This is a genomic window from Sporosarcina soli, assembly GCF_042655805.1.
In the GTDB taxonomy this organism is placed as follows: Bacteria; Bacillota; Bacilli; order Bacillales_A; family Planococcaceae; genus Sporosarcina; species Sporosarcina soli.
This window is the reverse complement of the sequence record NZ_JBHSNO010000001.1, coordinates 411,925-434,764: the sequence shown is the minus strand read 5'-3', so window position 1 is coordinate 434,764 and position 22,840 is coordinate 411,925. Positions and strand designations below refer to the sequence as shown.

22 protein-coding genes and 1 riboswitch are annotated in these 22,840 nt (G+C 41.3%); of the genes, 19 read left to right on the top strand and 3 right to left on the bottom strand.

Annotation, left to right across the window (positions count from 1 at the left end; all coding sequences use genetic code 11):
• Positions 1-145 precede the first annotated feature (145 nt).
• The 18 genes from ACFPRA_RS02160 to ACFPRA_RS02075 all read left to right on the top strand — a co-directional run bounded on the left by ACFPRA_RS02160 (position 146) and on the right by ACFPRA_RS02075 (position 19,458).
• Positions 146-2,224 carry a (Fe-S)-binding protein gene (locus ACFPRA_RS02160; protein WP_381430069.1) on the top strand — a complete coding sequence of 693 codons (2,079 nt, stop codon included), beginning with the start codon at positions 146-148 and terminating at the stop codon, positions 2,222-2,224.
• A 324-nt stretch (positions 2,225-2,548) separates the two neighbouring features.
• Positions 2,549-4,411 carry a sigma 54-interacting transcriptional regulator gene (locus tag ACFPRA_RS02155; protein ID WP_381430066.1) on the top strand — a complete coding sequence of 621 codons (1,863 nt, stop codon included), beginning with the start codon at positions 2,549-2,551 and terminating at the stop codon, positions 4,409-4,411.
• 287 nt (positions 4,412-4,698) lie between these two features.
• On the top strand, positions 4,699-5,481 hold the full coding sequence (locus ACFPRA_RS02150) for a crotonase/enoyl-CoA hydratase family protein (protein ID WP_381430064.1): 783 nt from the start codon (positions 4,699-4,701) through the stop codon (positions 5,479-5,481).
• Between the two features lie 38 nt (positions 5,482-5,519).
• A complete protein-coding gene (locus tag ACFPRA_RS02145; RefSeq protein WP_381430061.1) occupies positions 5,520-7,109 on the top strand; it encodes a long-chain-fatty-acid--CoA ligase in 1,590 nt (529 codons plus the stop codon).
• A 66-nt stretch (positions 7,110-7,175) separates the two neighbouring features.
• A complete protein-coding gene (locus tag ACFPRA_RS02140) occupies positions 7,176-7,973 on the top strand; it encodes an enoyl-CoA hydratase (RefSeq protein ID WP_381430058.1) in 798 nt (265 codons plus the stop codon).
• A gap of 57 nt (positions 7,974-8,030) precedes the next feature.
• A complete protein-coding gene (locus ACFPRA_RS02135; RefSeq protein ID WP_381430055.1) occupies positions 8,031-9,275 on the top strand; it encodes an acyl-CoA dehydrogenase family protein in 1,245 nt (414 codons plus the stop codon).
• An 80-nt stretch (positions 9,276-9,355) separates the two neighbouring features.
• On the top strand, positions 9,356-10,042 hold the full coding sequence (locus tag ACFPRA_RS02130) for an MFS transporter (protein WP_381430052.1): 687 nt from the start codon (positions 9,356-9,358) through the stop codon (positions 10,040-10,042).
• 18 nt (positions 10,043-10,060) lie between these two features.
• A complete protein-coding gene (locus tag ACFPRA_RS02125; RefSeq protein WP_381430563.1) occupies positions 10,061-10,720 on the top strand; it encodes an MFS transporter in 660 nt (219 codons plus the stop codon).
• 225 nt (positions 10,721-10,945) lie between these two features.
• Positions 10,946-11,386, top strand: coding sequence for a MarR family winged helix-turn-helix transcriptional regulator (locus ACFPRA_RS02120; protein WP_381430049.1), 441 nt, complete (start codon positions 10,946-10,948; stop codon positions 11,384-11,386).
• Positions 11,379-12,566 carry an MFS transporter gene (locus tag ACFPRA_RS02115; protein WP_381430046.1) on the top strand — a complete coding sequence of 396 codons (1,188 nt, stop codon included), beginning with the start codon at positions 11,379-11,381 and terminating at the stop codon, positions 12,564-12,566. Before ACFPRA_RS02120 ends, ACFPRA_RS02115 begins: the two co-directional genes overlap by 8 nt.
• 228 nt (positions 12,567-12,794) lie before the next feature.
• Positions 12,795-13,379 carry a LysE family transporter gene (locus ACFPRA_RS02110; RefSeq protein ID WP_381430043.1) on the top strand — a complete coding sequence of 195 codons (585 nt, stop codon included), beginning with the start codon at positions 12,795-12,797 and terminating at the stop codon, positions 13,377-13,379.
• 265 nt (positions 13,380-13,644) lie between these two features.
• Positions 13,645-14,124 carry an RrF2 family transcriptional regulator gene (locus tag ACFPRA_RS02105; RefSeq protein ID WP_381430041.1) on the top strand — a complete coding sequence of 160 codons (480 nt, stop codon included), beginning with the start codon at positions 13,645-13,647 and terminating at the stop codon, positions 14,122-14,124.
• Between the two features lie 29 nt (positions 14,125-14,153).
• Positions 14,154-15,098, top strand: coding sequence for an LLM class oxidoreductase (locus tag ACFPRA_RS02100; RefSeq protein ID WP_381430038.1), 945 nt, complete (start codon positions 14,154-14,156; stop codon positions 15,096-15,098).
• Between the two features lie 22 nt (positions 15,099-15,120).
• Positions 15,121-15,357 carry a DUF896 domain-containing protein gene (locus ACFPRA_RS02095; protein ID WP_381430035.1) on the top strand — a complete coding sequence of 79 codons (237 nt, stop codon included), beginning with the start codon at positions 15,121-15,123 and terminating at the stop codon, positions 15,355-15,357.
• Between the two features lie 17 nt (positions 15,358-15,374).
• On the top strand, positions 15,375-16,253 hold the full coding sequence (hslO, locus tag ACFPRA_RS02090; protein ID WP_381430560.1) for an Hsp33 family molecular chaperone HslO: 879 nt from the start codon (positions 15,375-15,377) through the stop codon (positions 16,251-16,253).
• A 325-nt stretch (positions 16,254-16,578) separates the two neighbouring features.
• Positions 16,579-16,760: riboswitch (Lysine riboswitch) on the top strand.
• A gap of 128 nt (positions 16,761-16,888) precedes the next feature.
• Positions 16,889-17,740: a transporter substrate-binding domain-containing protein gene (locus ACFPRA_RS02085; RefSeq protein ID WP_381430032.1), complete on the top strand. Its 852-nt coding sequence runs from the start codon at positions 16,889-16,891 to the stop codon at positions 17,738-17,740.
• 209 nt (positions 17,741-17,949) lie between these two features.
• The gene (locus ACFPRA_RS02080; protein ID WP_381430029.1) at positions 17,950-18,705 is read left to right on the top strand and encodes an amino acid ABC transporter permease; all 756 of its coding nucleotides are present in this window, start codon (positions 17,950-17,952) and stop codon (positions 18,703-18,705) included.
• Between the two features lie 18 nt (positions 18,706-18,723).
• Complete coding sequence (locus tag ACFPRA_RS02075; RefSeq protein WP_381430026.1) at positions 18,724-19,458, top strand: amino acid ABC transporter ATP-binding protein; 735 nt, start codon at positions 18,724-18,726, stop codon at positions 19,456-19,458.
• 79 nt (positions 19,459-19,537) lie between these two features.
• Here ACFPRA_RS02075 and phaC read toward each other — a convergent pair whose 3' ends face one another.
• The 3 genes from phaC to ACFPRA_RS02060 all read right to left on the bottom strand — a co-directional run bounded on the left by phaC (position 19,538) and on the right by ACFPRA_RS02060 (position 21,990).
• Complete coding sequence (phaC, locus tag ACFPRA_RS02070; RefSeq protein WP_381430556.1) at positions 19,538-20,623, bottom strand: class III poly(R)-hydroxyalkanoic acid synthase subunit PhaC; 1,086 nt, start codon at positions 20,621-20,623, stop codon at positions 19,538-19,540.
• 60 nt (positions 20,624-20,683) lie between these two features.
• Positions 20,684-21,424, bottom strand: a complete 741-nt coding sequence (gene fabG / locus ACFPRA_RS02065; protein ID WP_381430553.1) for a 3-oxoacyl-[acyl-carrier-protein] reductase — start codon at positions 21,422-21,424, stop codon at positions 20,684-20,686.
• 122 nt (positions 21,425-21,546) lie between these two features.
• Positions 21,547-21,990 (bottom strand): poly(R)-hydroxyalkanoic acid synthase subunit PhaE, encoded by a 444-nt coding sequence (locus ACFPRA_RS02060; protein WP_381430024.1) that lies wholly within the window; start codon positions 21,988-21,990, stop codon positions 21,547-21,549.
• Positions 21,991-22,400: 410 nt separating this feature from the next.
• On the opposite strand from ACFPRA_RS02060, the gene phaQ reads away from it, so the two are divergent.
• A complete protein-coding gene (gene phaQ / locus ACFPRA_RS02055; protein ID WP_381430021.1) occupies positions 22,401-22,820 on the top strand; it encodes a poly-beta-hydroxybutyrate-responsive repressor in 420 nt (139 codons plus the stop codon).
• Positions 22,821-22,840 lie beyond the last annotated feature (20 nt).

The window sequence follows — 22,840 nt, the reverse complement described above, 5'->3', positions numbered from 1 at the left end:
ACTAGAATATTGACTAGCGAAGTCACCTTTTGAGCGGTAGTCGAAGCGATAAGCCTAGCAGTGGTTTTCTGCTTGGCTTATCGCGAGAGGCATCCGCCAAGTGCTGAAGCGAATTAATTGGAATTCACGGAGGAGGGGAAACAGAATGCTATCGCTTTTGAATTTACTAGCTTTCCTTGCTTTGACGGGGTATGCAATGTATTTATTCGTCAATCTTGTTTACACCCGTTATTTATTCGTGAAGCTTGGCAAAAAAGCGGAATTTGAACCAAATCTGAAAGAGCGGATCAACACTGTGCTTGTTAATGGATTTGGACAGCGAAAATTATTTAAAGATAAGAAAAGCGGAATTATGCATTTGGTCTTGTTTTATGGATTCTTTATCATCCAAATCGGACTAATTGAATTGATTATCAAGGGATTTTTGGATGGGTATGAATTTCCTTTCGGGACTACACATAAATACTTCAGTCTCTTACAGGAGTGGACCACTTTTCTCATGATGTGTGCGGTGATTTATGCTTTTTACCGTCGCTATATCGAGAAGCTGAACAGACTGCAATGGAAACGGGATCGCAAGGCCGTGTTTGTCATCATTGCCCTGTTCACATTGACACTATCAATTTTACTATCGCTGGGCTTTGAACGTGTGATGTTCGGGCATGCACCTGATTTTGTGTATGCGCCATTTTCGAGCATGATTACGGCGGCATTTTCAGGAATTGGCACGACAGTCGGCACCGTTTTGTTTTATCTCTTTTGGTGGGTCCATATGGTGTCTGTCTTTTCATTCATGGTGTTTGTACCGCAATCCAAACAAGCGCATGAGTTATTCGCTTTAGTTAATCTCTTTTTTAAGAAGACGGGAGCCCCCGGAAAGCTGAAGAAAATCGATTTCGAAGATGAAGAAGCAGAAGTCTTCGGTGTCGGGAAAATCGAGGATTTTACACAGTCGCAGTTGATCGATCTGTATGCCTGTGCGGAATGTGGACGGTGTACGAATATGTGTCCTGCATCCGCAACTGGAAAAGCTCTATCCCCGATGAACTTAATCGTGAAGATGAGGGACCATTTGACAGAAAAAGGTGCCGTTGTCACATCCCGTAGTCCATGGCTACCTCGTTCCATCTTCGATTCCTCCGCAACGCCTTCATTAGCAATGGCTGGATTAGCAGCAACAGAATCAGTGGCCACAATTGAACTGCCTAAGTTAATCGGTGATGTCATCACAGAAGAAGAAATTTGGGCTTGTACCACTTGCCGTAACTGTGAAGACCAATGTCCGGTAGCCAATGAACACGTCGACAAAATCATCGATCTTCGCCGTTTCCTTGTCTTAACCGAAGGCAAAATGGACGGAGATGCACAGCGCGCGATACAAAATATCGAACGTCAAGGAAATCCATGGGGTCTGAACCGCAAAGAACGGGAAAGTTGGCGCAAATTACGCGAAGATGTCCATATTTCGACTGTCAAAGAGTTAAAAAAGCAAGGAGAGGAATTTGACTATTTATTTTGGGTCGGTTCAATGGGATCCTTCGATAATCGGAGTCAAAAAATCGCTTTATCTTTTGCGAAACTGCTCAATGAAGCCGGCGTAAGTTTTGCGATTTTAGGCAATAAAGAAAAAAACTCGGGCGATACACCTAGACGCCTAGGAAATGAGTTTCTTTTCCAAGAATTAGCTGCGCAAAACATCGAAGAATTCGAGAAGAATGGCGTAAAGAAAATCGTCACGATCGACCCGCATGCGTACAACATCTTCAAAAATGAGTATCCAGACTTCGGTTTGGAAGCTGAAGTGTTCCACCATACAGAGTTGCTTGCGGAACTCGTGAAAGATGGCAAACTCGTACCGAAAAATGCAGTGCATGAGACGATCACATTCCATGATTCCTGTTATTTAGGCCGCTACAACGAAGTGTATGATCCGCCAAGGGAAATTTTGAAATCCATCCCGGGCGTTAAACTGATTGAAATGGAGCGAAACCGTGAAAATGCGATGTGCTGCGGTGCTGGCGGAGGGTTGATGTGGATGGAGGAACATACAGGAAGCCGCATCAACGTTACACGAACCGAACAGGCGATTGCGACAAAAAGTTCAACCATTTCCAGCGGCTGCCCTTATTGCTTAACAATGCTCGGGGATGGAACAAAAGCATTGGAAGTGGAAGACGATATTAAAACAATGGACGTTGCAGAAATTTTGGAATTAGCGATTTAGTATTTTGTATGTTTATCCGGGAGTATTCCTCTAGTCATAGAATCGGTTTGATCACTGACTCTTTTCGACAATTTGGGGGTGCTCCTTTTTTGGTATCTCAAAATCTAGACGCAATAACACCGGGGCGTAAATGATGTTTTACTGAATAAGTTGGTTACGAAATACATTTCATTTGATAGAATAGAAAGACAATTAGAGAGGAACGATCAAACATTATTGATATTTGTTATAGAAGAAATATGAAAATGAGGTGTTAAGATGCGAATAGGAATTCTATCTCAAAATTCTTCGTATACTTCACTTATTCAGGAGATTGCCCTAGAATTGGGAATTAAAGATTTAATAATTGAAGAGGGAACTTTACATGCGGGTAGGCAAATTGCGGAACGTTGGGAACGTGAAGGGATCGTAGATACTCTTGTGGTGCGTGGTCCAACAGCTACGCTAGTGGAAGCGGCGATAAAAAGAATACCGGTCATCCGTATCGATATACCGTATTTCGATTTTTTAGAAGCATTCTACCGAGCTCGGAAAATAGGAAATCGAATTGCAGTGATTCTAGTTGGCGCAGATCAGTCGCCAAATGAAATGCAATATTTAGGCCAGATAGCGGGTGTGGAAATCACCCCTTTGACGTATGCGAATCGGTTTGGTTACATGCGACAACTCCTGCGGGCCAGGCAACAAGGCTACGATACAATCGTGTCTATAGGACCGCCTATTATTGAGATGGCTCGTCAACTGAATATGCATGGTGTACTGGTGGAAACACGACCTGAAACATTGCGCAAAGGTCTTCGAAATGCGATGAATTTGCTACAACACTCTGAAAAGGAAAAGCAAAAAGCAATGCGCAAACAGGAAATAGCGAGTCGGAGTCAAACGATTTTGGACCTTTCTTCGGATGGGGTTATTTCAGTCGACAGGGAAGGCACTATTCTTGTGATCAATCATGCTGCGGAACGAATACTTGGTGTGAAGGCTGCAAATGTTATTGGGCGTAATCGCCTGGAGTTTGCTGAACATCCTGCTTTAGGAATTTTGCTTAGCGATCAAATAGAACTGCGAGCTGAGTTATTGAAGCTTGAAGGAAAGGATCTTGTCGTCAACCGTAGTATATTGGAAAGTAAAAGTATGGTTATCACCTTCCAAGTAGCCCGCCACATACAAGTTTTAGAAGAGAAAATCCGTGTACAATTACACAACAAAGGATTAGTGGCACGCTATAAATTCGCTGATCTGGTTGGTCAAAATCCGTCTTTTCAGCAAGCAAAAGATCGTGGTGCCCAATTCGCACAGACTGATTTCACTGTTTTAATTACAGGTGAGAGTGGCACAGGGAAAGAATTATTTGCACATGCCATCCATCGAGCAAGTAAGAGAGCTACGGGGCCATTTGTGGCGATCAATTGTGCTGCCTTACCCGATAATTTGTTGGAGAGTGAATTATTTGGTTACGAAGAAGGAGCTTTTACCGGAGCACGCAAAGGTGGTAAGCAAGGTCTGTTTGAATTGGCTCATAACGGAACAATCTTTTTGGATGAAATTGGAGAGCTGAGCGTGATGCTTCAAGCACGTCTTCTTCGTGTGTTGCAGAATCGGGAAGTGATGCGTGTTGGGGGCGATCGTCTGATTCCTGTAGATGTTCGGGTTGTTTCCGCTACGAACCGTGAGCTCAAGCAGGCAATTGCTCAAGGAGATTTTAGGGAAGATCTTTATTATCGTCTGAATGTATTGGACCTTAAAATTCCGTCGCTTCGTGAGAGAAGGGAAGACATCCCACTTTTAGCAAGAAGATTTCTAGGTGAAGTGAGTAGGACGCAAGGGTTTTCAGCTAATCTACCGGAGTCTAGTCTTCAATCGCTAAAAAAATACGATTGGCCTGGCAATGTCCGGGAATTAGAGAATTTCGTTCAAAAGTGTGTCGTTTTAACCCAAGGTGTTTCGAATCCAGAAGAAGTGGTTAACGAACTCATACAAGAACTGTTGTTAGGACGACAACAAAACGGAAAAAGTATGCAAGATAATTCCCTGATTATTGAAGTGGGTACATTAGAGGAGATGGAACAACAAATCATCAAGCAACTTGATTTGACATCCGGGCTAGATCGTGTCCAATTGTCTAAATATTTAGGGATTAGTCGGTCCACTTTATGGAAAAAACTGAAAGATGGACAATTGACTTAGAATAATTGAATTCATAAATGAGTAAGGTTTTGATAGATGTCATATCAAACCTTACTTTTTTATTTACTAAAATGTTGGTGGAACAATCTTTAATTAGGTTAATTTTTTACAATGTACGGATACTAGACTGATTACAGTTCAAAAAATGCACAAAAACATACGTGTGGCTGTCCTACCGTTGATAGGTAGGTTTTTTTTTGTTGGCATGACACTTGCATATTACTAGTAATAGAAGTTGCTATCCAATAGCAATTCAAAAATAAAATAATTCGGGGGAGGATTATGTAATGACAAACACTGTAACGTTAGAAAGAAAAGGACATGTTCTACTCATTGGGTTAAATCGCCCTGAGCAAAAAAATCTATTCAACGAGGAGATGATTTTTGATCTTGCTGCTGCTTTAGGAGAGCTTGAACGTGACCCAGAATTGCGCTGTGGATTGCTATTTGCTCACGGGAAGCATTTTACGCTCGGTTTAGATTTGGGGAATATAGCCAAATCGATTGTTAAAGACGGAGAACGTCAGTACCCTGAAGGTTCTCTGGATCCATGGGGAAAAAAGGAGCCTTTTCGAACTAAGCCACTGATTTGCGCTGTTCATGGGTTATGTTTAACGCTCGGCATTGAGCTCGCACTTAATAGTGACATCCGTCTCGCTGCTACCGGGACACGGTTCTTACAATTGGAAGTAAAACGGGGAATCTATCCATTTGGGGGAGCAACTTCCCGTTTTGTCCATGAAGCAGGATGGGGAAATGCAATGCGGTATTTGCTGACAGGGGACGAATTTTCCAGTGAAGAGGCTCATCGAATCGGAATTGTTCAGGAAATCGTCGATCCGGACCAGCTTCTAGCACGTGCAATGGAACTGGCGGAGAATGTCGCACAGCAGTCACCACTTGGCACGCAGGCAACGATCAAGATGGCAAGAATCGCTGTGATGGAAGGTGAGAAAAACTCGCTTCCCGAACTGTGGCCTGCAGCTATCGACTTGTTTAAAACAGAGGATGCCAAGGAAGGCGTAGCTGCTTTCTTAGAACGAAGAGATCCGAGTTTTAAAGGATGTTAACCATGCAAAACTTTCAAAACGGGAAAGGAGCAAACAGTATGGCCAGACCATGGCATTCGCTCTATCCGGAGGGAGTTCCTTATGAATTCGAACTTCCAAACTTATCTATTTACGAAATTTTGGAGCGCTCAGCTCTTGATTATCCAACCCGGATAGCTTTTATATTTGGGGATGAGGAGTTGACCTATGCAGAATTGAAATTGTCATGTGATCGGTTTGCTTCAGCTCTGTACAAACGGGGTTTCCGAAAAGGGGATCGCATGGCCGTCATGCTACCGAACAGTTTGGAGTACATTATCGCCTATTTCGCCATCCAGCGTCTAGGAGGGACTATGGTACAAACGAGCGTGATGTATCAAGCCTCTGAATTGACACATCTTTTAAGAGATTCAGAACCTAAATGGTTGATTTGCCGACAGGATCAAATGACAAAACTGGAACAAACCGGTTTTATAGAGCAACTGATGATTATTACAGTAAATAAGGTTAAAGAATGCCAAAGTAATTTTCATCGTTTAATAAGAGAGACCAATATTGATCTGCCGCCAATCGTTATCAACCCTCGAGTAGATGTGGCGATTCTTCAATATACAGGTGGAACCACAGGGAAGCCTAAAGGAGCTATGCTTACTCATTTTAACTTGGTAAGTAACGCATTTCACAATCAAGCATTTTATGCCGTACAGAATAACAGTGAAGTGATTGTTGGGAATTCCCCGTTATTTCATGCGGCCGGTTTACTCATGTTGAATTTTGCAACTTTAGTTGCGGCCACATATTTAGTAGTGGAGAAATTTAACGTGGCAACTGTTTTTGAATTAATAAAAAAACATAGCCCGACTTTATTTATAGGTGTACCAACGATGTATATCAATTTATTGCAAAGTGCGGATTTGAAGGAAAACGATTTGAAATGTCTTAAAATTTGTACGAGTGGAACAGCTCCGATGCCAGTGCAAGTGCTCGAGCAATTTGAAAAGAAATCGGGTGCGATGATTTTAGAGAATTACGGGATGACAGAAGCTTTGGTTACACATCGCAACCCTTTTTCTCATAAAAGAAAGATAGGGAGTATTGGCATTCCATTGCCAAATATGGATTGTAAAATTGTTGATTTGGAAACCGGGACAGAAGAGATGCCACCAGGCACGTCAGGTGAATTGATTATGAAAGGTCCGCAGGTCATGAAGGGCTATTGGAAAAATGAAGAAGAAACGAAACGTACGATCCGAGATGGATGGCTCTACACAGGGGATATCGGAATGATGGATAAGGATGGCTATTTTTTCATCGTCGGTCGAAAGAAGGATCTGATTATCGCCAGTGGCTATAACATATACCCAGTTGAAGTGGAAGAGGTACTCTATCAACATCCGGTTGTAATGGAGGCTTGTGTATTTGGGGTGCCTGATTCTTACCGCGGGGAAACAGTAAAAGCGGTCATTGTACCAAAGCATGGCACCAGCGTAACTTCAAAAGAAATGATTAGCTGGTGCAAGGAGCGATTGGCTACTTATAAAGTTCCGCGATTCGTTGAATTTAGAGAATCATTACCTAAAACAAAGGTAGGAAAAATATTGCGACATCAGTTAGTGGAGGAAGAACGCATCAAACAAGGTTCGCAATAAACGGATCCGCTTATTGAATCCAGAATATGACCGCGTTTAGTAATCTAATTAATGGGAGGAATGGACATGAATTACGAAACGATATTGTTTGAACAATTAGGATCTATTGCAAGAATTTCACATAATCGACCGGAGTTTCGAAATGCTGAAAACAAACAGTTACTGGAAGAGCTAGATGATGCAATCGCTCGGGCAGGGGAAGATGAGTCCATACGGGTAGTCATCTTAGCGGGAACGGGAGACCATTTTTCCGCCGGTCACGATTTGAAGGAAGGACAGGCTAAACGGAGATCCTATTCAATCGAAGAGCGCTGGGCATATGAGGAAGAATACTTTTTTGACTATTGCATTAGAATTTTGAATTTTCCGAAGCCGACGATTGCTCAAGTGCAAGGGGCCTGTATTGCAGGCGCATTTATGGTAGCCAATATGTGTGATTTGATGATTGCTTCAGAGGATGCATTTTTTTCCGACCCTGTCGTACACTCGATGGCAGTTCCAGGTGTAGAAGTGATGATCCATCCTTGGGTGCTCGGTGCGAGAAAAGCAAAGGAATTATTGTTTACAGGAGATAAACTGACAGCTCAGGATGGCTTGGCGAGTGGAATGATCAACAGAGTGGTGACAAGGGAACGATTGGAAGAAGAAACCCTTACTCTAGCCCAGCGCATTTCTGAAGCTCCACCGTTTGCGATCAAATTATTGAAAAGGTCGCTAAACCGAACGCTTGATATCCAAGGACTGCGTAATTCACTGGATGCTCATTTTGACACACATTTACTAAGCCACTTCACCGAGGAATCGAAGAATCTGAATAAGACAGGTTTAGAGAAAGTGATCCAACGAAGTAAGTCATTGAATTAACCATAAAAAAATAGTTGGAGAGGTATTTGACTAGTAGGAAATCAGGAGGAATGAGTGATGATCGATTTTAAAGTATCCGAGGATATTCATGAAGTAATTTCTTCAATATACCGATTTATAGAAGTGGAGATCGAACCACTTCGAAAGAAATATCAAAAAGAATTGGAAAATGAAAGATATTTATATGATGAAAGAGGATTTTATACAAAAGAAATTCAAGAAGCGAAAAAAGAAGTGCGAATGAAGTCTGCCAAAGCAGGATTTTATAGTATGTTCGGTGACCCTAAGCTGGGAGGGAACGGTGACACATTTGGTCCCGTAGCTGCAGCTTTGGTTCATGAGGCACTGATGAAAAAATACGGATTGGATGAGCTGATTTCCAGCATTTTTCCGGTAGGGTTATTTACCGGTGGGCTTACCCCGGTTTTATTAGGAATGAAACCGGAATTGAGAGAGGAATTGTTACCTGGTATTGCTAGCGGCGAAACGCTCCTTTGTTTTGGTTTAAGTGAGCCAGATGCGGGAAGTGACGTATGGAGCATGAAGGCAAGAGCTGAAAAAGATGGGGATGAGTGGGTTTTAAGTGGTACGAAGCAATGGGTAACAGATGCACCTTACGCAAATTATGGAATCATTTTTGCTGTGACAGATCCTGATTTAGTGGCCCAAAGAAAAGGTGGCATCACGAGTTTTCTTGTCCCGTTTGATGAAGAAACATGTGTAGCGACATCTACCATTCCTTATTTAGGGCATCTCGGTGCGAAAATCGGAATTATTTCACTGGAAAATGCAAGAGTTCCCGAAAAAAACGTCATCGGAGAATTGCATCAAGGATTTGGTACGGCATTGCACGGCGTTGACATTGGTAGAGTTGTGATTGCGGCAAATTGTGTGGGGGCAGCACAATGGGCTTTGGATAAGGCGATTGACTATGCCAATGAAAGAAAAACATTTGGCGTTACAATTGGGAATCATCAAGCTATACAGATGATGTTAGCAGATTGTGCGATGGAGATTTATGCAGCGCGCAATATGATTCTTCACTGTGCATGGAAAATGGAAAATCAAGAAAAACTTCCACTGAAAGAAATCTCCATGATTAAAGCGTATTCAACAGAAATGGCTCAACGGGTAATTGACCGCTGTATGCAAATCCATGGAGGAATGGGCTTAACGAATGAGTTGAAATTGGAAAAAGTATGGAGATGGGCAAGAGCGCAGCGGATTCCGGATGGCACGACAGAAATCCAAAAACGTACAATTGCAAGACGGCTATTAAAAGGAGATCGAAGTTTTTCTTAGTAGAATGAATGATTATTTAGAAGGCTGCTTTTTACGAAATGAGCAGCCTTATCGCATATTAAAATAAAAGAAGGGATCCGATGTCTTCCGTTTCCGTTAAGCCTTTCCAAGCCGAAAGCAAGGTACCTTTACAAGAAAATAAACTTATTTTTATTTGGGGTTTCACCACCTTGCTCGTCGTAATGAATGTCACAATGTTTAATGTGGCCTTGCCTTTTATATTGCAAGATTTTTCTTTAAGTTCATCGACTGCATCATGGCTCGTTTCGGGTTATTCCATTATGTTTGCTCTTTCAACGTTGATTTTTGGCAGGTTATCTGATTTTTTCCCCATCTCGAATCTTGTTTTCTTTGGAATTTGCCTTTTAGCAACCGCATCAATAATTGGTTTCTTTTCAACGCATTTCTTTCTATTATTAGGTGCTCGCATTCTACAAGCTACTGGTGCAGGAGGATTTATCGGGTTGGGGATGATCATGGCGGGTCGCTATATCCCACTATCCAGGCGCGGAAAAGCAATGGCCATTATTGTTTCTGCTGCGTCCTTAGCATTTGGGTTAGGCCCTGTATTTGGAGGAGTGATTACACAATATTTAGGATGGAATTATCTTTTCGCTGTCACAGGCATTTCCGTCCTATCCATTCCTTTTCTGCAAAAACACCTGCCTAAAGAAGATATTCAAAGAGGTCATTTCGATTTATATGGCGCTATTCTGACTGGACTCAGTGTAACAGGAATGTTGCTTTTTCTATCCACATTTTCGTAGTGGGTTTTATCAGGGACAATTGTTCTTTTTATACTATGGTGGAAGTACCTTAATACAATTGAAGAACCGTTTATCCCTCCATCACTTCTCAAAGATAAACAATATACAAAACTGCTCTTTATAGCTTGGGTAACCTATTTCATTAACTTTTCAAATCTTTTTTTAATGCCAATTCTTCTTTCTACCTTTGTATTCGCGAAAGAGCCTGCAGAAGTCGGAGTGATTATTTTTCCAGGGGCGATCTTTGCGATGATTGTGGGACAATTGATAGGAAGGTTAATTGACCGTTTTGGCAATGTACCAATAATGATTGTTGGGCAATTATTTTTAATAGGTTCTACAATTCTCTTTGCATTGTTATCAACTGTAAGTCCCAATTTTATCCTTTCCATCTATATGGTTGCGAGTATTGGTTTCACAGCAATTTCTTCGAGTATTTCCAACGAAGTGACAAGGATACTACCAATTGACCAAATCGGTTCGGCAATAGGAACAGTCCAATTAACGCAGTTTGTAGGTGGAGGACTCGGGGTGACAACTGGAGGATTATTATTAACCATTCAAGAACATCTAGCGGCAGAAATGATTTATAGGAATATTTATAGTACCTTTGCCATTCTTCTTTTCTTTGCAGTTGTCTTATACGGTTTATATTATCGACGAGCCAAGAGTATGTAGTTAGGTCAGTTTACATTTGTGAATGTTGTTTATTCCTAAAAATCAAATTTAATATAAAGAGAAACCCTCTTCTTATGAAATGAAACTGTAGTCAGTTCCGTTACATGCAAGAAGGGTTTTTTGTTGGATCAGATTAATTACACTCCAACTTCTATTGACATTTTTTGAGAAAGGTGTATAGTTATCTATAGTAACTATTACTTTTGGTAACTATCTATTGAAAGGGTGAATAGCTTGGAAGGTTTTTTACGGCATTTTTTACGTCTATACCGACCATTGATTACTTCACTGAATGAGCTATTGAGCCCATTTGAGCTTTCCTATTCGTTATGGCAAGTGATTCATTATGTGAAAAATAACGGTTCTTCGACGCTTGTCGATATTTCAACTTACTATGAAGTTGAAAAACCGACCATTACGAGAAGGGTTCACCGTTTGGAAGAACTTCAAATCGTAAAACAAATACCGGGTACCGATCGGCGGGAAAAAATCATTCAGCTGACGGATAGAGGGGAAGAGATTTACCAGGTATGTCGAAGTAAGATAACGGATTTGGAAAATAGCGTGACGGAAGAGATTCCGAAAGAAACGCAATATGCGCTATTGAAATGGCTTCCCCAAATACGCGAAAACATTCTAAATAAAGAAGGTCGGAAAGATGAATAAGCCAAAATTATGGACGAAGGATTTTATCGTTGTATCTTCTATCAATTTTTTTGTCACCTTAATCTTTTATTTGTTAGTGGTGACGATTGCAATTTTTGCGGTAGAGGAATACAGTGCATCTACTAGCGAAGCTGGGCTTGTAACAGGAATTTTTATCATCGGGACGTTAATCGGCCGGATTTTTATCGGACGTTATATTGATGTAATGGGACGTATGCGAACGTTGTTCATCGGTTTAGTCTTCTTTACGTTGACTGCCGTTCTATATTTTGTCAATATCGGACTTACTTTTCTGCTCATAAATCGTTTGATCCACGGGATTGCGCTAGGAGTAGCGAGTACAGCGACAGGAACGCTCGTTACGCAAACGATTCCCATTTCGCGAAGGGGGGAAGGCATAGGTTATTATAGCATGAGTGCAACATTGGCCACTGCAATCGGCCCGTTCATTGGCATGTTTATGAGCCAGCATACTAGTTTTCAAATGATTTTTGCTTTTTGTCTTGCATTAGGTGTTGTTAGTCTATTGATCGCATTTCTTCTTCGAATTCCTCCAGTAGAAATTCCAGCAAAAACAGCCGAGGCAAGGGGATTTAAGTGGTCAAATTTCATCGAACCGAAAGCATTGCCAATCGCTACCGTGACATTAGCCCTCGCTTTCTGTTACTCTAGCGTCCTTTCTTTCATTACTTTTTATGCGATTGAAATTGATTTGGTGGAAGCGGCAGGCTTTTTCTTCTTCGTTTATGCGATTGCAGTTCTTGTATCACGCCCATTCACAGGAAAGTTATTGGATTTGAGAGGTGCGAACTTCGTGATGTATCCTGCATTTCTCCTTTTTGCGGTCGGTTTGCTTCTTTTAAGCACAGCACATAGTGGCATTACCTTGTTGGCCGCCGGTGCATTGATCGGTTTAGGTTTCGGGAATATGCAATCGAGTACGCAGGCGATTGCCGTCAAATTGACCCCTACGCATCGGATGGGATTGGCAACATCGACATTCTTCATCTTTTTGGATGCCGGTTTCGGTTTTGGCCCCTATCTCCTTGGATTTTTAGTTTCAGCAACTGGATACAGTACCATGTATGTTGTTTTAGGCATCGTGGTTTTGGCCACCGCTGTGCTGTATTATTTCCTACATGGTAGAAAAGATCGTCTATTGAATGAGTCATTGAGTTGACAGATGTATATGGGTATAGATGAAAGACTAAGAGTCAAGTACAGAGAATACTCTGGACTTGGCTTTTTCTAGTAGATTCCGTTCACTTCTTCAATAATGATAAGATAGAGTTTTTTTGACAACATACTCCAATTCATATGAAGTTATCGTGTCGACTGTACAATAAAAAGAAAATGTTATACTGCTTTTTTAGACAGTGTAATTTATCTGCTAGGGAGAAGGTCCACGATGCCAGTACTATCATTCTTGTTGTACGTGTTTGTCATGAGTTTCACGCCAGGTCCTAATAATATTATGGCCATGGTTTTTGCAAATCAATATGGGTTTAAGAAAACACTTCGGTTCTGTCTTGGCGTGGGTGCCGGTTTCTTTATCATCATGATATTATCCAGTTATTTCAATCTGATGCTCCATAGTTTCATTCCCAAAATTGAATTACCGATGATGATTTTAGGGGCGGGGTATATGTTGTATCTGGCGATTAAAATCATGACGAGCATAGGAAGCGCAGATAGTGATGGCGGGGGCAAATATAATAGCTTTATCGCAGGGATGCTGTTACAGTTTGTTAATCCAAAAGGTGTTTTATATGGCATTACGGTAATGGCGACATTCATTCTACCGTATCATAGTTCGCCGGTTAGCCTACTGCTATTATCATTATTTTTAGGGTCCGTCGGAATGTTGAGCACAGGCAGTTGGAGTCTCTTTGGTTCGGTATTCCAGAAGTTTCTATGCAACTATAGAAAGCAGTTTAACGTTGTGATGGGATTGTTATTAGTATACAGTGCAGTGTCCATTTTTATCGGGTAGACATGATACATATTGAAATGATTGATTGAATGAAAGTAACAAGAGCTGTTTAACGTAGGAGAACTCCTTGTTAAACAGCTTTTTTTCGTTCAAGTGGCCGATCGGTTTGCGGTTACGGAAGGAAATTAGAAAACTCTTGAAACATTAACGAAGTTGAAATAGTTTACTTATAGGTTATGTTAAGTTAATATAACATGGATATTGAATATCCGGGTTATGATTAATGACTGACAAAAAATAGATTCTTGCAAGGGTGGTGAGTGTCATGCAGATGAAAACGGGTGTTGAACAATCTGTGTACGCCATAATTTTACTAAAAATGTTGCCAGCTAGAGCGGTACTACCTGGAGAGGCGATCAGTCAACAATTAGGAACTTCCCCGACCTATTTTCAGAAATTGTTAAGAAAATTAGTAAGGGCAGATCTGATCACTTCGGTTCCAGGAGTAAAGGGTGGTTTTAAATTAAAGAAAAAGCCTGAGGAAATCCAGGTTTACGATGTTTATCTTGCGATTGAGGGGCAACAATCTCTTTATTCCCCAAGTGGAATCCTGGATGACATGCTTGAATTGGAAGAAGAAGATAGATGCTGTTTGTTGTCGGACTTGATGGATGAGGCTGAATCCGCTTGGAAAACGGTGCTGAAGCGAGAAACAATTGCATCTTTATATGAAGAAACCACGAATCGCTTTCCTGAGAAAGTGAAGGAGTTAGAAGAATGGATTACCGAAAAAATGGTATTGTAAGAAAACGGTAAAAGTAGGGGAGCAACGAAATGGAGAAATTTCAATCGCATCATGGTTTTGTCAGGGCATTTAAAGAACATCACTTAACGCTAGGACTAACATTCCCATTGGAAGCGTATAAAGGAAGTTTTCCAACGATGGATTTGGAATCGCAAATGACACTTGCGAAAAAGGCAGAAAAATTAGGGTTTGCCTCACTGTTCGTAAGAGATTCCCCGCTTTACGACCCGACTTTCGGTGATGTCGGAGCCCTTTACGATCCGTGGGTGTTTCTTTCGTACGTATCCGCGCACACGGATCGGATTGCGCTTGGCACTGCAAGTATTGTAACAACACTGCGACATCCGCTCCATGTAGCGAAAGCGGCAACTTCGCTCGATCATATCTCAAAACAACGCTTCTTAATGGGCGTTGCAACCGGAGATCGCCCCATCGAATTTCCTGCATTTAAGGTAGAGAGTGATGAGCGTGCAATCTTATTCAAAGAATCGATTGAAGTGATGAAAACAGTATGGAAAGAATCATTTGCGAACATCCTGACAGAGAGAGTTGAAATGCTTCAAGGGGATGTCGTTCCTAAACCGCACTCATCAACTATTCCAATTTTTGGAACAGGCTATTCTGGCCAAACGATTGAATGGTTGGCCGAACATACAGACGGTTGGCTATTTTATTCGCAAGGGGTCAATGAACAACGTGAACTTGTGAAAAAATGGCGTGAAGCGGCGGGCAGATTCAAACCGTTTGCCCAAGCATTGGCGATTGATCTATCTGAAAATCCCAATGAAGCGCCGAAACCGATACAAGGCGGGTTTAGAACGGGTTATGCATTTTTTATAGATTATCTCCGTGCCTATGAGGAGGCAGGTGTGAATCATGTAATGTTAGGTTTGAAACATGGAAAGCGTCCTGCTGAAGAAGTAATTCAAGAATTGGGGGAATATGTGCTCCCTCATTTCCCTACAATTAATTAAAATTGAAAGAAGTGGAAGATAAATGATTAAAGGTTTAGAACGAATTAATGAATTGGCGAAAAAAGAGCGAGAAGAAGGTCTGACGAAAGCTGAAATGGTTGAACAAACGGTATTGCAGCAAGATTATTTGCGTGAAATCCGCGGACAAGTGCTAAACACCGTTTCGGGGATGACTGTGCTCGATCCACTTGGCAATGATGTCACACCTGAAAAAGTGCGTGAACAAAAAAAATTGCAAGGTGATCAGGAAGTTAAATAATGAAAGGAAGTAAGGATATGAAGGACTATTTAGTTAAAGCTATTGCGTTTAACGATCAAGTACGTGCTTATGCAGTAACGACAACAGAAACGGTTGGAGAAGCTCAACGTCGTCATCAGACATGGCCGACTGCTTCTGCAGCGCTTGGCCGTTCCATAACAGCAGGCACGATCATGGGGGCTATGCTCAAGGGTGAGGAAAAGTTAACGGTAAAGATAGAGGGCGGCGGTCCAATCGGTACCATTTTGGTGGATGCCAATGCAAAAGGGGAAGTGCGAGGCTATGTGACAAATCCACAAACACATTTTGACCTAAATGAACAGGGTAAATTGGATGTTCGACGAGCCGTTGGAATAAACGGCATGCTTACCGTATCAAAAGATATCGGACTGCAACATCCTTTTGTTGGACATGTTCCACTCATATCGGGTGAGTTAGGCGAAGATTTCACGTCCTATATCGTGCATTCAGAACAAGTGCCTTCCTCTGTAGGCGTCGGGGTTTTGGTGAATGCTGATCAGACAATCCAAGCGGCTGGTGGATTCATCATTCAACTGTTACCTGGTACAGATGAAGAGACCATTACGAAGATTGAAGAACGTTTGAATGGAATGATGCCGATTTCCTCGATGGTTGAGCAAGGAATGACGCCGGAACAAATGCTTGAACAAGTGCTCGGAGCCGGAAATGTAAAAATGCTTGAGCAAATGCCCGTATATTTCCAATGTCAATGTTCCAGAGAGCGGATTACGAATGCCATCGTCAGCTTAGGAAGCGATGAGATTCAAGATATGATTCAGACGGAAGGTATGGCTGATGCACAATGCCATTTTTGCAATGAAAACTACCATTTTTCTAAAGAAAATCTAGAACGGTTATTGGAAGATACTGTCTAACAAAATAAGTTTTGTCTAGGTCATAACGATATTTATAAGCGATACTCCGGTTGAAGAGGAGGATTTTAGTATTTCACTTCAGGTATTATTTTAGAGAAATAAAAAGCTGAGAATATAAGTAGAGTGCCAAAGGAAGATCCTCGCTCGATTTTTTCAATGAGTGCAAGTCGTTCAATTAGATGGAAATGCTCGTATAAGTGCAATTCCAGTGAATAACGACTTGCCTCTTATCCTCGTCTATCGGTTCCTTTAATTGGCTGTTTGACAGATGGAAAATAGTATTGTAAAGTAGGTATCATAATTGAATACAACCTCACTTTAAGAATAGTGAGGTAGAGGCGCGATATTTAATAGTTCTTAGTGGAGTTTGAGATGCAATGATTCTAAGAAGAAGGAAATGTCGCCGAAGCTTGTAATCTTTCTCACGATTGCTTGCTGGGTCTGCAGCGAATAACTGCAGGACTGTCTCAATAAACGTCCCGGTTTATTGAGTGGGCTATCTCATTTGGGGAAAGTGGAGGATTTAGGGCAACTTATATATTGCGACCTGAGATCACTTCAGGTCTTTTTGTATAAGTTGCCCTTTTAGTATGTTAGAAATGTAGTAAAAAAGATTCAGAGGGGGAGAATCAATCATGAGAAAAAAGTTATCATCATTCATCGCGTTATCATTCTCAGCGATGCTGTTGTTAGCTGCATGCGGAACAAAAGAGAGCGGCAGCACAACTTCTTCGGAAGGAGAAGGGGAACAGAAAGAGGTTTTACGGGTAGGTATGGAAGCAGGATACCCACCATTTAACTGGACGCAATTAGATGATGCCAACGGTGGAGTGAAAATTGAAGGCAATGCTGAATATGCAGGCGGTTATGACGTAGAAATCGCTAAAAAAATTGCTGAAGGTTTAGGAAAAGAATTGGTTATCGTCAAAACAGAGTGGGACGGTCTAGTCCCGTCATTACAATCCGGTAAAATTGACGTGATTACAGCGGGCATGTCACCAACTGAAGAACGGAAAGAATCCATTGACTTTTCCGACAACTATTATACTTCTAATTTTGTGATGATCGTCAAAAAAGGTAGCAAATATGAAAATGCAACTTCCATCCAAGATTTCAGTGGGGCGAAAATAACAGGACAGTTAAATACATCCCACTATGGCGTTATCGACCAAATTGAGGGTGTCAACAAACAACCGGCATCGGATAATTTCCCGGCAATGCGCGTTGCCCTTGAGTCCGGTGTCATTGATGGTTATGTATCAGAACGTCCGGAAGGCATCAGTGCCTCATCCGCCAACCCTAATTTTGTAATGGTCGAATTTACAGAAGGATTTGTTGCAGATGAAGAAGAAACTGCGGTTGCAGCCGGATTAAAAAAGGATAGCGAATTAGTTGATAAAATCAATGAAATCTTAGCAGACATTTCGGAAGAAGAACGTCAGAATATTATGGACGCTGCGATTAAAAATCAACCAGCGGCAGAATAAGGATGAAGTGATACCGGCTGCCTCTAATTGCAGCCGGTTTTTCACTTGATTCAGCTTCTGCTAAATCAATTAAAAGCCTCCGGCGGATGTCATAGATTTTGCAGAAATTAAGGCACCAGCCATTAGAAAGCGCAATTCAAAATCTGGACGCAAATACGCCGAGGCATTATTGGTCTTGGTTAGATTCCCCTTTGGAAAGGATGGAATGAATGAGTCTCGAGTGGATTATTCAAATGATTATTAATAACTGGCCGATGTTTCTTCGCGGAGCGGGCATGACGCTTCTCATTTCTGTAATCGGGACGATTATCGGAGCGATTATCGGTTTACTTGCAGGAGTGATACGCACAATCCCTGTTCCAGAACGACGGGCAAAACGAATCTTATTAAAAACGGTAAATGTGATTCTCACATCCTACATAGAGTTTTTCCGTGGAACGCCAATGATCGTTCAAGCAATGGTCATTTTCTATGGATCTGCTTTGGCTTTTGGGATTGATATGGACCGGACTATAGCGGCCATCGTGATTGTCTCTATCAATACAGGGGCCTATATGGCGGAGTTTGTCCGTGGCGGTGTCATGTCGATCGATAAAGGACAGTTTGAAGCGGCACATGCGGTCGGGATGAATCATGTTCAGACGATGCTGAATGTTGTTTTACCCCAAGTGATCCGTAACATCTTACCGGCAACCGGCAACCAATTTATTATCAATATTAAAGATACATCTGTTCTGAACGTCATCGGCGTTACGGAATTATATTTCCAAACAAAAACGGTCGCAGGTATTAGCTTTAAATATTTTGAGCCATTTTTCGTTGCCTGTATATTGTATTTCGTCATGACGTTTACCGTCACCCTGATTCTCCGTTATTTTGAAAGGAAATTGGAAGGACCGGAAAACTATAGCATGATCGGCCAGCCGGCACAAATAACGAATGTAGCCAATACAAAAGAGAGTTAAGACGGAGGTGGGGGACAAATGGAAAAAGTCATCGATATTCAACATCTTAGAAAATCATTTGGTACGCATGAAGTATTAAAAGATATCGATTTTTCAGTAGCCAAAGGGGAGGTTGTCTGTATCATCGGGTCATCTGGATCCGGTAAATCCACTCTTCTTCGTTGTATCAATCTATTGGAGAGACCAAGTGGCGGACGAATCATCTACCAAGGTGAAAATATTCTAGATGCTAAGCATGATATTCATTCATACCGTACGAAGTTAGGGATGGTATTCCAACAATTCAACTTGTTTAATAACCATGATGTATTAAGTAATTGTGTTGTCGGACAAGTGAAAGTGTTAAAACGCACAAAAGAAGAAGCAGAAAAAGTGGCAATGAAGTATTTGAAAGTGGTAGGCATGGATCGCTATGTGAATGCAAGAGCTAGACAATTGTCTGGCGGTCAGAAGCAACGTGTAGCAATTGCCCGCGCCCTATCGATGGAACCGGATGTCATGTTATTCGATGAACCAACATCCGCATTGGATCCAGAGATGGTAGGGGAGGTTCTGAAAGTAATGAAGGAGCTCGCTGAAACCGGCTTAACAATGCTGATCGTAACCCATGAAATGGAATTCGCAAAAGAGGTTTCCGATCGCGTCGTCTTTATGGACAAAGGAGTAATTGCTGAAGTAGGGCCACCCGAACAAATTTTCAATAACCCGACACAAGAGCGAACGAGGGAATTTCTAAAACGTACATTGAAATGATCATATATTGCCGAAAAACAGCGGGCCTTTCCCTGATATGCTCAGGGAAAGACCCGCTGTTTTCGTTGTGGTTTTTCAATTACTTTGAATGACTTGTCAACCAATTATCAACAAGTGGATATAGTTCATTGACCGCTTTACGGCCAACAACGACAGAGACATGCCCCGTATCCATCAAGTGATACGTTTTGTCTTTACTAGATATTTTATCCATCAATGGCTCAATTTGAATTGGATTAGCAATGTTATCACGTTTTGCAGCAATATTTAAGACGTTTGCTGTAATTTTGCTAAGCTCGACTTTCCGCCCTCGGATGTAGAGTTCATCGTTAATCAGCTTATTTTCTTGGTAGAACTCGCGGATCCATTGGCGATAAGCTTCTCCAGGGAAAGGAATTCCATCGTTTAACCATTTTTGCATAAGCTTCCAATTATGAACGAATGCATCATTATCTGCTCGATTCGCCAATCCGACGTAAGGTCCATAAACATTGGCGATCGGGTTCAATAATTTGTTCCCGAAGTCGATCATATCATGGGGGATTAAACCTAGTGTATCGACCAGTTTATCCAGGTTAAAATAACGTTTATCTAAAAAATTAGAATAAAGGCCGGCATCTGCAAAATCAAATGGACTTGTCATAAATATTAAATTGCGGATCGGTAAATCATGATGGAGAGCCGCGAAGATGGAAGTCATCGTTCCCCCCATACAATAGCCAAGTAAACTGATTTCATTGGCTTCCGATGTTCGTAACACTTTTTTGACTGCGCGTGGAATATAATCCAGAATGAAGTTATCGAATTTTAAATGCCGATCTTCATAACCGAATGTACCCCAATCCAACAAGTACACATCATGTCCTTGGTTTGTCAGGTGTTCAATCAAGCTATTTCCAGGATATAAATCCAAGATATAAGGTTTATTGATCAGTGCGTAAATCATTAGGATGGGCACTTTGTTCGTCTTTTTCACGGCAGGTTGGTAACGATAAAGTTTCGTCTTGTTTTTAGTCCAGATGACTTCTTTCGGCGTTTGTCCAACTTGAGGCTCGGCCTCTGTCGTCAATACTTCTGTCATCCGTTTCAGCCGGCGGTAACCGTCTTTATATTCTTCGGGCAATTGATCCACCCAATTATCCAATTCTCTAGCACTCGAATAAATCATTATTCTCCCCCTAAACCAAGTTTTCAGGTACTAATTGGACTTTCTCCATAAAAGGCATTACATGTACAATCCGCCGTTCACATTGATTGTCTGACCTGTAATATAGTTTGCTGTTGCAAGGTATACGACCGCTTCAGCAATTTCATCCACTTCTCCAAGTCGACGCATTGGAACTTTTGATACGATGGAGTCTAATACTTTCTCTGGCATCGCCGAAACCATTTCAGTCGCAATAAACCCTGGGCAAACCGCATTGACCGTGATGCCATTTTTTGCTGTTTCCAATGCAAGAGATTTGGTAAAACCGATCATACCAGCCTTTGAAGCTGCATAGTTTGTTTGTCCAAATCCTCCTGCTTGCCCGATAATCGAACTGATATTGATAATACGACCGTATTTTTGTTCCAGCATTTCGTTGATCACTACTGAAGTTGTACGATATACGCTATTCAAGTTCACGTCGATCACTTCGTTCCACTCTTCTTCAGAAAGATTTCGGAACGTTTTATCTCTTGTAATGCCTGCATTATTGACTAATATATCAATTTTACCAAAACGTTCCTTTACCGATCCGATAAATTGTTGAATATCATTTGCATCCGATACATCGGCTTTGATTGCATAGGAGGTGCCGCCCTCTTCTTCAATTGCTTTTATAACTGCATCCGCACTTTCCACATTAGATTGATAGTTGATTGCCACTTGGGCACCTTTTCGTGCTAATTCCTTTGCAATTGCAGCGCCAATCCCACGAGAACCTCCTGTAACGATTGCTACTTTCCCTTCAAGTGGTTTCAAGCTTTCCTTTTTTGTGATTTCGTTTTCGAATAACATTGTCATTAACTGCACGCTCCTTCTAATGTTGTTGGATGTATTGAAATTTCATTTCATCTATCAATATTATTAATTTATCAATATTATTATTGCTTCGTACTCACAGCAGGGATTGCGGCTGCAGGTTTCGTATTTACTTCTTCAATTAGCGCAAGCACTTTATCCAATTTTTTATCCAAGTTTGAAACAGCTTTTTTCAGCTGATTGATTTCTTTTGAGGTGTCTTCTTTTGCCGTAGTATCATCGATTTTATCTTCAAGATCGTCAACTTTGTTCTCTAGATTGATAACAAGAGATGCAATGTTGGAAACTTCACCGCGTGTAGGCATGTTCACCTGTTTAAGATAAGCCTCGGTCATTTGTGAAATGACTTCCTGGTATTGCAAATAGCTATTTAACGTTTGCCCCAATCCTTCGGAGAAGGTTTCTTTCCCCAAGGATTCTTGGAGCACACCACTCCAGGATGCTTCTGTTTTTTCGTAAATCTCTTTCCACATCGTAAATGGATCAAATGGCACTTTCTGAGTCAAACAACATCATCTCCTTTTCCAATCTATGAGCCTTCTAAAGTTCAGTTTCATTGTACAGGAACATAGTTTTTTTATCAATTAAAATAATCTAAATAATCCGACTTATTATCACTAATTTTGACAGCATTCGACATATAGGGTGTTAGATAATGTTGCGATTTGTCTGTTTTTTCTGGGTAGGCATTTATGTTAAGGTATAATTGTGTCCAATTTTCAAACGGCAAACATGTGGACTTCACTAATTTTAATGTATGTCCTATATTTAGCTTACACTTACGGAGGTGGGCGGGCGTCTGAGTCTTTGCTTTCAATACTTAAGCATTTGCTGATCCAAGTTAAAGTGTTGACAATTCAAACACATAGGTGTAAATTACACTTATAAGTAATTTACAATTAGGTGGTGCTCAACAATGAGTTCTGATCAGAAAACATCGGGGAGCGAGAAAAGCGCCAACTTGGGAACCCCGAAAAACTTTCTTATCCCGATTATGCTGTTACATCTTAGGGAGTGGAATGCGCATGGTTATGAATTAATGCAGAAAATTTCCCAATTTGGGATCCATTCTATTGATCAAGGAAATTTTTATAGAATACTTCGGCAACTGGAGAAAGATGCAATGGTCACTTCTGAATGGGATACGACATCGGGAGGGCCGGCCAAACGCATATATTCCATTACAGAGGCTGGAGAACGGTATTTGGAGTTATGGGCTGACTCGCTTGGCCATTATCAAAAAATGTTGGATCAGTTTTTCAATTTGTATAAGCCGTTTTTTCCGTCTTATAAAATGCCCTCAAATGAGGCGGATGAAGTGAATGATGAAAACTAATAGACGGGTGATATGCAAAA